General features: G+C 68.7%; 13 protein-coding genes. 11 read left to right on the plus strand and 2 right to left on the minus strand.

What is annotated here, in order from left to right; genetic code table 11:
* The first annotated feature begins 70 nt into the window (after positions 1–70).
* The 4 genes from infC (at position 71) to BLS97_RS13965 (ending at position 2,645) form a co-directional block, all read left to right on the plus strand.
* Positions 71–631 carry a translation initiation factor IF-3 gene (gene infC, locus BLS97_RS13950; RefSeq protein ID WP_090482227.1) on the plus strand — a complete coding sequence of 187 codons (561 nt, stop codon included), beginning with the start codon at positions 71–73 and terminating at the stop codon, positions 629–631.
* Positions 632–767: 136 nt separating this feature from the next.
* On the plus strand, positions 768–962 hold the full coding sequence (gene rpmI, locus BLS97_RS13955) for a 50S ribosomal protein L35 (RefSeq protein WP_090476805.1): 195 nt from the start codon (positions 768–770) through the stop codon (positions 960–962).
* A gap of 76 nt (positions 963–1,038) precedes the next feature.
* The gene (gene rplT, locus BLS97_RS13960; RefSeq protein ID WP_090476807.1) at positions 1,039–1,434 is read left to right on the plus strand and encodes a 50S ribosomal protein L20; all 396 of its coding nucleotides are present in this window, start codon (positions 1,039–1,041) and stop codon (positions 1,432–1,434) included.
* 380 nt (positions 1,435–1,814) lie between these two features.
* Entirely contained in the window at positions 1,815–2,645 is an 831-nt protein-coding gene (locus tag BLS97_RS13965) for a TrmH family RNA methyltransferase (RefSeq protein WP_090482230.1), read from the plus strand.
* Between the two features lie 158 nt (positions 2,646–2,803).
* Here BLS97_RS13965 and BLS97_RS13970 read toward each other — a convergent pair whose 3' ends face one another.
* Entirely contained in the window at positions 2,804–3,736 is a 933-nt protein-coding gene (locus tag BLS97_RS13970) for a DMT family transporter (protein ID WP_090476809.1), read from the minus strand.
* Positions 3,737–3,808: 72 nt separating this feature from the next.
* Here BLS97_RS13970 and BLS97_RS13975 point away from each other — a divergent pair, with 72 nt between their 5' ends.
* From BLS97_RS13975 to BLS97_RS13985, 3 genes are all read left to right on the plus strand, one after another.
* Entirely contained in the window at positions 3,809–4,723 is a 915-nt protein-coding gene (locus tag BLS97_RS13975) for a LysR family transcriptional regulator (protein WP_090476811.1), read from the plus strand.
* A 371-nt stretch (positions 4,724–5,094) separates the two neighbouring features.
* A complete protein-coding gene (locus BLS97_RS13980; protein ID WP_090476813.1) occupies positions 5,095–6,177 on the plus strand; it encodes a WD40/YVTN/BNR-like repeat-containing protein in 1,083 nt (360 codons plus the stop codon).
* Positions 6,174–6,473 carry a MoaD/ThiS family protein gene (locus tag BLS97_RS13985; protein ID WP_090476816.1) on the plus strand — a complete coding sequence of 100 codons (300 nt, stop codon included), beginning with the start codon at positions 6,174–6,176 and terminating at the stop codon, positions 6,471–6,473. Before BLS97_RS13980 ends, BLS97_RS13985 begins: the two co-directional genes overlap by 4 nt.
* Here BLS97_RS13985 and BLS97_RS13990 read toward each other — a convergent pair.
* The gene (locus tag BLS97_RS13990; RefSeq protein WP_231988107.1) at positions 6,470–7,021 is read right to left on the minus strand and encodes a type II toxin-antitoxin system PemK/MazF family toxin; all 552 of its coding nucleotides are present in this window, start codon (positions 7,019–7,021) and stop codon (positions 6,470–6,472) included. The genes BLS97_RS13985 and BLS97_RS13990 overlap by 4 nt on opposite strands.
* A gap of 152 nt (positions 7,022–7,173) precedes the next feature.
* On the opposite strand from BLS97_RS13990, the gene BLS97_RS13995 reads away from it, so the two are divergent.
* The 4 genes from BLS97_RS13995 to BLS97_RS14010 all read left to right on the plus strand — a co-directional run bounded on the left by BLS97_RS13995 (position 7,174) and on the right by BLS97_RS14010 (position 12,988).
* The gene (locus tag BLS97_RS13995) at positions 7,174–7,509 is read left to right on the plus strand and encodes a WXG100 family type VII secretion target (protein WP_157695420.1); all 336 of its coding nucleotides are present in this window, start codon (positions 7,174–7,176) and stop codon (positions 7,507–7,509) included.
* 38 nt (positions 7,510–7,547) lie between these two features.
* A complete protein-coding gene (locus BLS97_RS14000) occupies positions 7,548–7,847 on the plus strand; it encodes a WXG100 family type VII secretion target (protein WP_090476820.1) in 300 nt (99 codons plus the stop codon).
* Between the two features lie 72 nt (positions 7,848–7,919).
* Positions 7,920–12,533 carry a DUF6531 domain-containing protein gene (locus BLS97_RS14005; protein ID WP_090476822.1) on the plus strand — a complete coding sequence of 1,538 codons (4,614 nt, stop codon included), beginning with the start codon at positions 7,920–7,922 and terminating at the stop codon, positions 12,531–12,533.
* Entirely contained in the window at positions 12,530–12,988 is a 459-nt protein-coding gene (locus BLS97_RS14010) for a hypothetical protein (RefSeq protein ID WP_157695421.1), read from the plus strand. The genes BLS97_RS14005 and BLS97_RS14010 overlap by 4 nt, the downstream gene beginning before the upstream one ends.
* The last annotated feature ends 363 nt before the right edge of the window (positions 12,989–13,351 follow it).

The raw sequence follows: 13,351 nt of genomic DNA on the forward strand, positions 1-13,351 counted from the left end.
AAGAGGGTCCGCGGGAGCAGTACCGAGCAGTAGGCATCACCACACACCCGCAGGAACCCAGGAGGATTCAATCAGCGTCGAGCCACGTATCAACGACAGGATTCGCGTTCCAGAAATTCGTCTCGTAGGGGCGGACGGGGAGCAGATCGGCATCATCTCGGTCACCGAAGCTCTCCGGATGGCCCAGGAGCAGGACCTCGACCTGGTCGAGGTCGCCGCTGAAGCCCGCCCGCCGGTCTGCCGGCTGATGGACTACGGCAAGTTCAAGTACGAGAACGCTCAGAAGGCCCGCGAAGCCCGTCGTAATCAGGTCCTGACGGTCATCAAGGAAATGAAGCTCCGCCCGAAGATCGACTCGCACGACTACGAGACCAAGAAGGGTCACGTCGAGCGGTTCCTCAAGGCCGGAGACAAGGTCAAGGTCACCATCATGTTCCGCGGTCGCGAGCAGTCGCGCCCGGAGCTCGGGTTCCGTCTGCTGCAGCGGCTGTCCGCCGATGTGGCCGAACTGGGATTCGTGGAGAGCGCGCCGAAGCAGGACGGCCGGAACATGATCATGGTTCTGGCCCCCCACAAGACGGTCAAGCCGAAGCCTGTCCCGACGCCGGCCCCGGCCGGCGCCACGGAGTAACCAGCACCACCTGCAGCGTCATTCCGCTGCCGGACGTCGCTTCCAGCGGTCGCCCGACGGCGGATTACTTGCTGCTCGCAGGTCACCTTCTCACCAGAGGGTGGCAACGAACACGAGAAGATCACGAGGAACTCACATGCCCAAGATGAAGTCCCACTCCGGGATGAAGAAGCGCGTCAAGATCACCGGCTCCGGCAAGATTCGCCACCAGGGCTCCGGTAAGCGTCACAACCTGGAGAACAAGTCCACCAAGCGCATCCGCCAGATGGACGGCAACACCACCATCGCCGCCGTCGATGTGCCGCGCGTCAAGCGCATGCTCGGTATCTGAGCTTCCTTCACCACTATTCGTCCCCTCGGCCGCTGAGCGTCATCACGGCCACCCGATGTAGAAAGACAGGTGTCCCGTGGCACGCGTCAAAAGGGCAGTCAACGCCCAGAAGAAGCGCCGCACGATCCTCGAGCACGCCAGCGGCTACCGCGGCCAGCGTTCTCGTCTGTACCGCAAGGCCAAAGAGCAGGTCCTGCACTCGCTCAACTACGCCTACAACGACCGTCGCAAGCGCAAGAACGACTTCCGCAAGCTGTGGATCGCCCGTATCAACGCGGCCGCCCGCCAGCACGGCATGACGTACAACCGCTTCATGCAGGGTCTCAAGGTCGCCGGTGTCGAGGTCGACCGCAAGGTCCTGGCCGAGCTCGCCGTGCACGACGACTCGGCCTTCGCCGCCCTGGTCACCCTGGCCCGCGAAGCCGTTCCGTCCGTCGCCGACAGCAATGCCAATGACGAGGACGCAGCCTGAGTCCGCAAGAAGATCCTCGCCGACGCCCCGCCCGCGACACCGCTTCCCGCGGTTCGTCGCCGGCGGGGCGTTCGGCTGATGACGGCCCGGCGGACGCCCCCGCCCGCCGTGACGGGTCGACCGCGCGGCGACCGGACATCCAGGGCCGACGGCCGGACCGCACCGGGTCCGGCGACCGCCGCGGAGCCGCACCCCGCGGCCGGGTGTCCGACCCGACCTCGCAAGCGGCTTCCAGTCCGCGTGGCCGGGTTCCCGACCCGACCACTCAGGCCGTCTCCACCCCGCGCAGCCGTCGGGCCGAGCAGGCCGCGGCCGACCGGCAGCGCACCGCTCCGGGCAACTCGGCCGCCACCACCGAGGCCAACGCGGCCGACGAAGGCGTGCTGACCGACAAGTCCAGCCGGATCGCGTCCGCGCACCGGTTGCTGCGCAAGCCGCGCCGGGTCGAGGCCGGGGAGTTCCTGGCCGAGGGCGTCCAGGCGGTCTCCGAAGCGATCGCGGCCGAGCTTCGGGAACCGGGAACGGTGAAGGAGCTGTACGTCACCAAGGACGCGGCCGCGAAGAACGTCGAGCTGGTCCGGGCTGCGTTCGCCGCTCGGATCGAGGTCACCCAGGTCACCGATCGGGCGGCCGCCGCGCTGTCGGACACCGTGTCGCCCCAGGGCCTGGTGGCTCGGTGCGCGATGAGGCTGGCCGAGCTCGACGATGTGATCGCCGCGTCGCCGAAGCTGCTCGCGGTCCTGGTCGAGACGAACGACCCGGGCAACGCCGGCACCATCATCCGGCTGGCTGATGCGGCCGGTGCCGACGCCGTCGTCTTCGCGGGCGAGTCGGTCGACCCGTTCAACCCGAAGGCCGTCCGGGCCTCCACCGGCAGCCTGTTCCACCTGCCGGTCGCTCGCGCGGCCGACGTGGGGATGTTGTTGATGGAGCTGGCCGAGGCCGGCCTGTCCGTGCTGGCCACCACCGGCGGCGACCAGGCCAAGGTCGATCTGGACAAGGCCACCGACGACGGGATCCTGGACCTGCCGACGGCCTGGCTGTTCGGTTCCGAGGCCCACGGCCTGCCGGCCGAGGTCATCGCGGCGGCGGACGAGTCGATCAACGTCCCGATCTACGGGGCGGCCGAATCGCTGAACCTGGCCACGGCGGCGGCGATCTGCCTGTACGCCAGTGCCCGGGCCCAGCGGCACGACCGCCCGGAGTCCTGAACTCCGCGCCACATCGGCACCAGAAGAAGGGCCGCCCCGTTTGGGGCGGCCCTTTCTCGCGCGTCGCTCGAGCCGGCTGGCGTGACGTTGCTCGGTCGTCTCTGGTCCCGGGGCCGCGGACCGGCTGGTTCGGCCATCGGCCAACGGTAGAGCGACGGTCAGGACGTACGGCGACGGGCCTGTAACAGCACGACGGCACCGAGAACGGCCACGCCACCGGCGATCTGCCAGCCGGAGAGGCGTTCGGAGTACAACAGGGCCGAGGTGCCGGCTGTCACGACCGGCTCGACGCACGACAGGATGGCCGCGGCCGAGGGGCCGACCAGGCGCATGCCGGCGAGGAACGTCACCATGGCCAGCACGGTCGAGACGAGGGCGAACAGCAGCAGCCAGAACCACGCGGCCACGTGCGTCGGGAACTGCAGCCGGCCGGTCGATGTCGCGAACGCGCCGAGGCTGACGGCGGCCGACGTGCAGATGACGGCGGCCGACAGGAACGGGTCGAGGTCACGCGGGAGGGTGGATGCGACCGTGATGTAGATGGCGTAGGTGACCGCGGACCCCAACGCCATCAGCACACCCGTCAACGCCCAACCGCCGGCGCCCCCACCGCCGTGCAGTAACAGCACCAACCCGAGGCTGGTCGCGGCCAGCGCGAGAAGCTTTCGGGCGGCCAGGGTCTCGCGTCGGCACGCCAGGGCCAGCAGGAAGACCAGCGCCGGATAGATGTAGAGCAGCTGGGCCACCACGGCCGCGCCGAGCCGGGTGAGCGCGCCGAAGTAGAACCCGGACTGCAGCGCGTACCCGATTGCCCCCAGACCGATGCAGATGACGATCGTCCGGGGCGAGGGCATCGGCGGGCGGCGGATCGCCACGACGATCCAGAAGAGCAGTCCGGCCAGCAGGAACCGGGTCGTCAACAGCGACGGCACGGACCATCCGGCGGCATACGACTCTTTTGCGAACACCGCGGCGAATCCGAAGCTGATCCCGGAGACCAGACAGAGGATGAGCCCGAGTTGCGGCGCGCTGCGACGCGGGGGTGCCGCCCGGACGTGGGGTACGTCCGTCAACGTTGTCTTCTCGGGCACGGGATCAATCTAGGGGGCGTTCGACTATCGGAGTAGCCTCCACTTGCCTCTAGAACCCATCGGAGAATCCTCATGATCACACTGCATCAGCTGCGGTGCTTCGCCGCGGTCTTCGACGAGGGATCGGTCACCGCCGCGGCCGCCGTCATGAGACTCGCCCAGCCATCGGTGTCGGAACAGGTGCGTCTGCTGGAGGGCAGCCTGGGCACGCTGCTGTTCCAGCGGGTGGGCCGGGGGCTGCTGCCCTCCGAGGCGGCCAAGGTACTGCGCGTCCACGCACAGGAGACGCTCGACGCGGCTCAACGGGCCGTCGCCGCCGTCACCTCCGTCAAGGAAGTGGTGTCGGGAACGATCCGGTTCGGCGTGTTCGGGACCTCTCGCCTGTACCTGGACGCCGACCTGATCGGCGATGTCCTCGATCGCCACCCCGGGGTGCGGATCGAACTGATGGGACTCAACTCCACTGATGTCCAGGAGCAGCTGCGTCGAGGGCGGCTCGAGGCCGGGATCATCGCTCTCCCGATCGCCGACGCGGGCCTGACGGTGACCCCGATCATGCGGGACGAGGTGGTGTACATCAGCGCCGTGCCGGAGCGGGTGCAACGTCCGGTGTCGGCCGCCATGCTGGCGGCTGCGCCGTTGGTCCTGGCCGAAGCCAGCTGGGGGAACGAGGACTCCACGCGCCGGCAGTTGTCCAGAGCGGTGCAGTCGGTCGGTGGCACGCTGACCCCGCTGGTGGACGTCGAGGACATCGAGACGGCACTGGAGGTCGCGGCCACCGGGCGGGCCGACGCGATCACGGCCCGGGGGTTGCTGCGGCGCATGGGGGACCGGCTGTCGCCCGATCTGAAGTGGGTGCCGTTGCGGCCCAGGCTCTACGACGAGTTCGCCGTCGTCACGCGGCGGGACGTGCCGCTGTCCCGAGCCAGTCAGGTCGTCATCGAGTTGGCCGTGGCCCGGATGAGGGCAGTGGCAAGCCAGCCCTGAGACCCCTGGTGGGGAGGCGGACCGGTGCGCGGCTCCGACCGCCACCTCTCGACCCGGACGCGACGTGGTGGCCGCGGTCCGACCGGCCCGACCAGCACGATGGAACAGATCCGCGGTCGATGGTGTTGGATGAGTCGACGGTCCCTTGGACATGCCCCGGGTACCAACCCTTTACGCCGCCTAGAGCGGCCTCGTGCCGAGAGGCGCACTGGCAAGGGGCCGTCACCCGCGAGCCGCCCGACCTCTGGTCGGGCGGTTTCTGCGTTTGCGGCTCGCGCCGTGTCGCGGCGCTCGGTCACCGAGCGGACCGCGGAGCGCGGGGTCACAATGAACGCCGGTTGGGTCCAACAGCGCACCGGGAGGTCGACGAGGTGGAACATCTTCTGTGCATCGGAACCGAGAAGGGCCTGTTCCTGGCGCGCAGCCAGGACGACCGCCGCACCTGGACGGTCGGTGAGCCGCTGTTCCCGATGACGAGCATCTACGCGGTCGGCATCGACCGCCGGCCCGATACGCCGCGGCTGCTGGCCAGCGTCAGCAGTTCCCACTTCGGCCCGAGCATCTCGGTCAGCGACGATCTCGGGACGACCTGGAACGAACCCGAGGCGTCGCCGTTGTCCTTCCCACCCTCGGCCGGAGTGTCTCTGGAACGGGTGTGGCAGTTCGCCCCGAGTTCCACCGAGCCCGGTGTCGTCTTCGCCGGCACCCAGCCGTCGGCCCTGTTCCGGTCGGTCGACGGCGGCGTCAACTACGACTTGGTGACCGGCCTCTGGGAGCACCCGCACCGGGAGCAGTGGGGCGCCGGGTTCGGCGGGCAGGCGGTGCACACGGTTCTGCCTCACCCGACTGATCCGCAGCGCCTGCTGGTGGCCATGTCCACCGGCGGGGTCTACCGGTCCGCGGACGGTGGCTCCAGCTGGAGCCCGGCCAACAAGGGCATCAAGGCCTACTTCTTCCCCGACCCGTGGCCGGAGTTCGGCCAGTGCGTGCACAAGGTGGCGCGGGACCCGGGTGACCCGGACCGGCTGTACGCCCAGAATCACCACGGCGTCTACCGCTCGGACGACGGTGGCGACCAATGGGTCAGCATCGCCGACGGGCTGCCCACCGACTTCGGCTTCGCCATGGTGACCCACCCATCGAAACCCGGTGTGCTGTACACCTTCCCGATCCAGGCCGACGGCCGGCGATTCCCGCCGGACTTCCGCTGCCGGGTCTACCGGTCCACCGACGCCGGGGCCAGTTGGGAGGCGCTCTCCCAGGGGCTTCCGGACGGCAACTTCTACCCGGTGGTCCTGCGTGACGCCATGTGCACCGACGATGCCGCGGTGGCCGGCGTCTACTTCGGGACGCGTGACGGTGAGGTCTTCGCCAGCGCCGACGAGGGTGAGAACTGGTCGCTGGTGGCCGAGCACCTCCCGGACGTGTTGTGCGTGCGGGCGATCGGCCTATGACGGAGCCGGAGGTGGAGGTGCGGGTGCTGGTCCCGGGCATGCTCCGACCCGAATGCGGTGGCGAGTCGGTGCTGACCGTCCGGTGCGGGTCTCGCCTGAAAGCCCTGCTGGACGAGATGGAGTCCACCTGGCCGCGGCTGCACCGGCGGATCCGGGACGAGCAGGGGGAGATCCGGCGATACGTGAACGTCTACGTCGACGGTGAGGACTGCCGGACCGGCGGCGGGCAGAACATGCCGTTGCGTGCCGGGTCAGAGGTACAGGTGCTGCCGTCTGTCGCCGGCGGTTGCCGCTAGCTCCAGCCGTACCGCGCCCGCAGCCGGTCGACGACCTTCTCGAACGGGACGCGGTCCAGCGCGGCGGCCTCGCGTCGCATGCCCTGCGGATGCACGCGCAGCACCCGTTCCAGGTTGGCCCACGACTCGCGGTGCTGGCCGTCCCAGTCACCGGATCCGACCGGGACGAAGCCGCTCTCACCGTCGTGATCCTTGCTGGTCAGCTGGACCACCAGCACGGTTCCGGCGTTCTCGGCCGCCACCACCAGCACGGGCCGGTCCTTGCCCTGGCCGTCGTTCTCCTCGAACGGCACCCAGGTCCAGACGATCTCACCCGGATCCGGGTCGCCGTCCCGCACCGGCGAGTACGACGTCCGCACCGACCCGATGACGTGCGGGTCGACCTCGACCGTGCGGTCCGGGCCGAACCGACCCGGGGATTCGGTCCCGGGACCGGCCGCACGGGGTGCCGACGGCCGAGGCCGGCCGGTCGGGGCGGGCGCCGGGCGCGCGGCCGCCGTGGGCCGCGGCCGCCGGATGCGGTTGATCAGGTTCGAGAAGAAGGACACCGCCGGAGCCTACTGGCCGTGCGCTCCCGGACCTGGCGCCCCCGACTTGTCCACATTCTTCTCGCGGCACCCCACGGTCTGGGTGGCGCTGACTACCGTCCTTGACGTGCCGATGGGAAGGCCAACGGCGGGGAGAAAACGGGGTGGTGTGGATGGGCCCGAAATTCGCGGTGCACAACGACGCGGTCAACGTTCATGCGTCGAAGCTGGAGCAGTCCGAGGCGGCGTTGAACGCGCAGGCCAATGCGTTCATCCAGGCGATCGAGCCGTTGCCGCAGGACTGGAAAGGGTCGTCCTACGGCTCGTGGGAAGCGCTGACCGCGGCTTGGAGTGCGGCGATGAAGGACCTGAACAGCGCAATGGGGTCGATCAAGAGCAACGTCAAGAATGCCGGCGGGCTGTACGACTCCTACGAGGCCCAGATGACGCAGGCGCTGTCGTCCGTCATGGGTTCGGCCGACTGGGACAGCACCAAGTTCCGGCTCTGACCTGCTCCCGATTCCACTGATCGAAAGGACGGTTTGTCATGGCGGACGGCATTTTCTCCTACAACGAGGCGACGGCGGAAGCCTCGAGCAGCTCCATCGGGTCGGTGATCGCCGGTCTTGAATCGACCCTGTCCGACCTGGGCGGTTTCGTCGCCGCCGTGAAGTCGGCCTGGGAGGGCGACGAGCAGGACACCTATGCGGGCGTGCAGGCCAAATGGGACTCGGCCGCTAACACGGTGTCCGACATCCTCGACGCGGTGTCGAAGTCCCTGAGCACCACCACCTCTGGGGTCAAGGACATGCGCAGCCGGGTGCGCGGCGCGCTCGTCGCGAGCTGACCGCGGGGCCGGGCGCGGGCCGTCGCCGATCCGCCGCCGGGAAATCGAAATGCAAGTATTCAAGGGGTGGGAATGAATTCGCCGAAATTGACCCTGGAGGGTGATCCCCAATCGATCCGGGCCTCGGCCGACCGATGGGGATTCTTTTCCACCGCGACCTCCGATTCGGCCGAGGACATACGGAGGATCGATTCCGGCGGATTCATCGGGGACGAGGCGACGCTGTATCACGATCGGCTCAACGGCGATCTGCCGCCGCATCTGGACACGACATCCGAGGCCTGGAAAGCGGTGTCGGATGCGCTGAAGGTCTACGCATCCTCGCTGGAGAGCCTGCAGTCCCGGATGGCGGCGTTGGCTGCACGGGCCGGCGATCAGCAGGGGGCGGTGAGCTCCGCCGACGGGGAGGCGGCCGACGCGGCAACCGCCGATGCCCGGCACGCGGCGGACGTCGAGGTCGCGAAGAAGGCGCTCGAGCCGGGCGAGAAGTTGCCGGCCGACACCTATCAGAGCCAGTCCACGCAGGCGTCGTCACAGTTGGCGGCGGCCAAGGGGGCCCTGCAGCAGACGATCGACGCGGCCAACCAGGTGCACGGCGAGCACGCCGCCGCGGTCGATCAGTGCGTCACCGCCATCAATCGGGCCGCGGCCATGCGGTTCGAGGAACCGCCCGGTTTCTGGGGACGGCTGAAGAACTCGGTCGTCGGGTGGATCCAGGACCACGTCGATGTGCTGCAGGCGATCTCGGGCGTGCTGAAGCAGATCTCCAGCATCGCGGGGCTGCTGGCCATGATCCCAGTTCTCGCTCCTGTGATGGGGCCGATCGCCGCGGTGACCGGCGGCGCCGCCGTGGTGATCGACGCCACCGTCTACGCGGCCACCGGCAAAGGATCGTTGACCGACATCATGATGGACGCGGCCGGCGCGCTGCCCTTCGCCAAGGGGGTCAAGTACGTCAAGGATGCCGTCACAGGTGAGAGGGCGGCCAAGGAGACCGCAGCGGTGGCGGGTGTCGTCGGCGACGCCAAGGATGCGACGGCGGCGACCCGTGCGGCGTCCGACGGCCCGGCCGCCGCGACGGTGGGGGCGGACAGCAAGTCGGTTGCCGCGCAGTCGCGGGCGGCCGGCCCGCATGCGGATTCCCCGTCGATGGCGGACGGCTCCGGCGGTTCGGTCTCCGATCGTGCGGCGGACCAGGCCGGGAACGCGGCCAACACCAGGACTCCGCCGAGCCGCTGCACCACCGCCGGCGACCCGATCAACGTGGTCACCGGCGAGATGATCATGCGGCAGGTCGATCTCGAGCTGCCCGGGGTGCTGCCGTTGGTGCTGCAACGGGTCCACCTGAGCTCGTATCGATGGGGGAGCCTGTTCGGCCCGAGCTGGGCGTCGACGCTGGAGCAGCGGGTCGAGGTGGGCGAGGGTGGCGTGGCGTGCTTCGTGGCCGAGGACGGCGTCGTCCTGTACTACCCGGACGCGGGCTCGGTCGGCGGGGGCGATTCCGCCCTCCCGGTCGAGGGCATCCGGCAGTGGCCGCTCCGGCGAAGCGTCGGCGGCGGGTGGACCGTGGAGGATCCGGACACCGGGATCACGCGACGGTTCATGGCGGCCGACGACGGCGGACGGTCGCCCATCGTGGAGCTGTTCGATCGCCACGGCAACACGGTGTACTTCGACTACGCCCCGTCCGGCGTCATCTGTGCGGTCCGCCACTCAGGCGGCTATCACGTGGAGGTACACACCGAACACGGTGTGGTCACGCAACTGTCGGTACGGGACGACGGAACGGCGTTCCCGGTTGCCTCGTTCGGATACGACCGGGCCGGGAACCTGGTGAGCACCGACGATCCGGCCGGTCAGCCGATGCGGTTCGACTGCGACGACAACGGGCGGATCGTGCAGTGGACCGACCGGAACCACATCTGGTACCGCTACGAGTACGACCAGGACGGTCGTTGTGTGCGCACGTCTGGGCGCGGGCGGGTGCTGTCGTACGGGTTCTCGTACCTGCCGGGGCGCACGCTGGTCACCGACTCGCTGGGTGCGGTGACCCGGTACGGGTACAACGGCTCCGGTCAGGTGGTCCGTCAGGTCGATCCGCTGGGGAACGCGACCGCATCGGTCTGGGATCGCTACGACCGCCTGCTGCTCCGCACCGACGCCCTCGGCCGCACCACCCAGTTCGGATATGACGACGAGGGTCGGCTGATCGAGGTGACCTATCCCGACGGCCGCCGCGAATCGGTGCAGCGCAACGGACTCGGGCTGGCTGTGCGGATCCGCGACGCAGCCGGGGCCGTCTGGACCCGGGACTACGACGACGTCGGCGGTCTGATCGGCGAGACCGATCCGCTCGGCGCAGAGGTGCGCTACACGCGGGCTCGCACCGGAACCGTCGCCACCTCGACCGATCCCTCCGGCGCGGTCACCGTGGTCACCAGCAACGACGCCGGTTTGCCGGTGCGGGTGTGCGACCCCTTGGGCGGGGTGAACTCGCTGGAGTACAACGGGTTCGGCCGTGCGGTTCGATCGGTGGATCCGATCGGCGGAGTGACCGAGGTGGGCTGGACCGTGGGCGGGAAGATGGCCTGGCGGGTCGGACCGGATGGCGGACGCGAGGAGTGGACCTGGGACGGTGAAGGCAACCTGACCGGCCACACGGATGCCGCCGGCGGCTGGACGGCGATCGTCAGCGGCGTCTTCGACCTGCCGGTGCTGAGGATCAACCCCGACGGCAGCCGGATGTCCTTCGGCTACGACACCGAGTTGCGGCTCACCTCGGTCCAGAATTCCGCCGGTCGACGGTGGCTCTACGAGTACGACGCGGCGGGCCGGCTGGTCGCCGAGACCGACTTCAACGGACGGTCCCTGAGCTATCGGCATGACGCGCTCGGTCGCCTGGTCGCGACGAGGAACGGGCTGGGCCAGGAGACTGCCCTGCAGTACGACCTGGCCGGCAACCTGATCGAGCGCGAGACCGTCGACGGGGTGACCAGTTTCGCCTACGACGCGGCAGGCCGGCTGATGACCGCCGCGACGGCCGGGGCGGTGGTGCATCTGGAGCGCGATCGGTGTGGTCGGGTGGTGCGGGAGACCGTGAACGGCCGCACCGTCGTTTCCGGGTTCGACTCGGCCGGACGCCGGGTGTCGCGTTTGACGCCGACCGGGGTGGCATCGCGGTGGTCGTTCGACGCGGCCGGCCGGCCGGAGTCGTTGACCAGCGGTCGGCACGAGGTGCGATTCGAGTTCGACGAGGCCGGGCGGGAGATCGGCCGTCTCTTCTCCGCCGGCGCCGTGCTGGCCCAACAGTTCGATGCCGGCCACCGGATGATCACGCAGGTGATCGGAGCCCGATCCGGACCCGTCGCCACGTCGCGGACGTTCGACTACCGGGTCGACGGCGCGTTGGCCGGCCTGTCGAACGAACTCACCGGCGTCTCCCGGCGGTTCGACCTCGACCCGTCCGGCCGCGTGGTCGGGGTGCGGGCGGCCGGGTGGTCCGAGAACTACGCGTACGACCCGCTGGGTCAGTTGTCCGAGGCGTCCTTCGCCGGCTGCCGGTCCGACGGCGGTGGAGGTCGGGAGTACGCCGGAACGCAGATCACCCGCGCCGGGAACGTCAACTACGGCCACGATCGTCAGGGTCGGGTGGTGGTCAGGTCGAAGAAGCGGTTGTCCCGCAAACCCGAGACCTGGCGGTACAGCTACGACGCCCACGACCGCATGGTGTCCGCGTGGTCGGGGGACCGGCAGTGGTCGTACACCTACGACGCGTTCGGACGGCGGATCAGCAAGCAACGCCGTGATGCCTCCGGGCACATCGCCGAGCAGGTGCTGTTCACCTGGGATGGCAACGTCCTGATCGAGCAGGTGGCACTCGGCCCCGGGGCCACGCCCAAGGTCACGACGTGGGACTACCTGCCCGGTTCGTGGCGCCCGGTGACGCAGGCCGATTCCCGCGGGAAAGACCGGCAGTTCTGGGCCGTTGTCAGTGACCTGGTCGGCACCCCGACCGAGCTGGTGAGCCCCGACGGCGCCCGCGTAGCGTGGAGCAATGGTGATTCGACCCTGTGGGGCGCGCCGCGGAAGCTGCCGGACGCCCCCTCGAAGTACGACATCGACTGCCCGCTGCGCTTCCCGGGGCAATACGCCGATGACGAGACCGGCCTCAACTACAACCGCCACCGCTACTACGACCCCGTCGCCGCGCGCTACACCACCGCCGACCCCCTCGGCCTGGCGCCGGCCGACGACCCTCATGGGTACGTGCTCAACCCCACGGGGTGGGCTGACCCACTCGGGTTGGCGCCTTGCGGAGCGACAAGTCCGTTGGATAGAGCACCGAACGACCTCAGTGCATTTGGCAACAGGTCAGGACCCCGGCCGCCGCGCGCCAGCGATATCGAAATCGACGAGAACGGGATGACGGTTCCGCAGGCGCCACCTACACCTTCAGGTGCTTCGACCTTTGGGGATCCGCTGGGGGCAAGATTGACCGGGCACTACCACACGATTCCGGAAGGGACGCCTATGCCTGACGGTTTGTCGGTCGTGCGAGACGGTTCCGACGTCGGTGGACCGCATTCGCCGACTCATGCCACCATCTATCCGACCCTGCCGATGTCGCCGGAGACCTTCGCGGAGAAGTTCACCAGTCTTCCTTGGCAACATGGAGGAAAGCTGTGAATCGATCCGTGCCATGGGAACGCCTGGTTGAGGCCGAGGACGCCTATTTCGAACGTAGGCAGGAGATGTTCGAGGCAGGTATGGACCGAGAATTGGGCTTGGCTCTGCAATCAGCGAAGGGCCGTGGCATGGCCCTTCGCGTTTTGCGTGAGCTACCGCCGGACGCCATTCTGCCTCACGTTGGGGTTGTTGCGGACATCGCTACTCGGACTCACGGTCAGGTTGGTTTGGCGCGTGAGGTCCTGTCGAAGGTGGATCGGGACGCTGCGATCAGGCTGGTTGTCCCTCAAATCGAAGCGATGCTGGCCGCCGATGCTGACTGGGAGACCTACCGGCGCTCAGCTGAGGTCTTGGTGATGCTTGGCGCCCGAGGTGCCCTGTCACACCTTGTGAGCCTCGCGCTGAAGTCCGATGACGCTGACATTCGCGAGGTGGGCGAGGACTTCGGTAGCTGATCAAATTGCTACCGTTCGCGTCAGCACAGGCATCGGTGGGTCCACCAACACGCCATCCTAGGGCCAGACGACCGCAGCGGTGCCCTCACCGAAGTTCCCCTGTCCGGTCCTGCCGAGGCCACTGGGTGAGCTGTCGGACGTAGCGGCTGCGGTTTGGCCTAGGACTTGGACTAGCGCATCGGGTGCCGCCGGCGAGCAAAGCCGCGCTGACGATGGATTTTCCATATTCGTAGCAACCGGTGGCCCCATCTAGACGTGCCCGGATCGCGTCCAGTGCGCGCGCTAAACCTGGACTTTGGTGGCTCTTCGCAGTTGAGGGTGTAGTCGGGGGTCGGCGCGTCGCTCCGGGGATCGAGTCGAGGT

The organism is Nakamurella panacisegetis, from assembly GCF_900104535.1.
GTDB lineage: Bacteria > Actinomycetota > Actinomycetes > Mycobacteriales > Nakamurellaceae > Nakamurella > Nakamurella panacisegetis.

Excerpts from the sequence above, each read along its gene's own strand:
- rpmI (WP_090476805.1), top strand. The coding sequence starts at position 768 with ATGCCCAAGATGAAGTCCCACTCCGGGATGAAGAAGCGCGTCAAGATC.
- BLS97_RS13975 (WP_090476811.1), top strand. The coding sequence starts at position 3,809 with ATGATCACACTGCATCAGCTGCGGTGCTTCGCCGCGGTCTTCGACGAG.
- BLS97_RS13985 (WP_090476816.1), top strand. The coding sequence starts at position 6,174 with ATGACGGAGCCGGAGGTGGAGGTGCGGGTGCTGGTCCCGGGCATGCTC.
- BLS97_RS13995 (WP_157695420.1), top strand. The coding sequence starts at position 7,174 with ATGGGCCCGAAATTCGCGGTGCACAACGACGCGGTCAACGTTCATGCG.
- BLS97_RS14000 (WP_090476820.1), top strand. The coding sequence starts at position 7,548 with ATGGCGGACGGCATTTTCTCCTACAACGAGGCGACGGCGGAAGCCTCG.
- BLS97_RS14005 (WP_090476822.1), top strand. The coding sequence starts at position 7,920 with ATGAATTCGCCGAAATTGACCCTGGAGGGTGATCCCCAATCGATCCGG.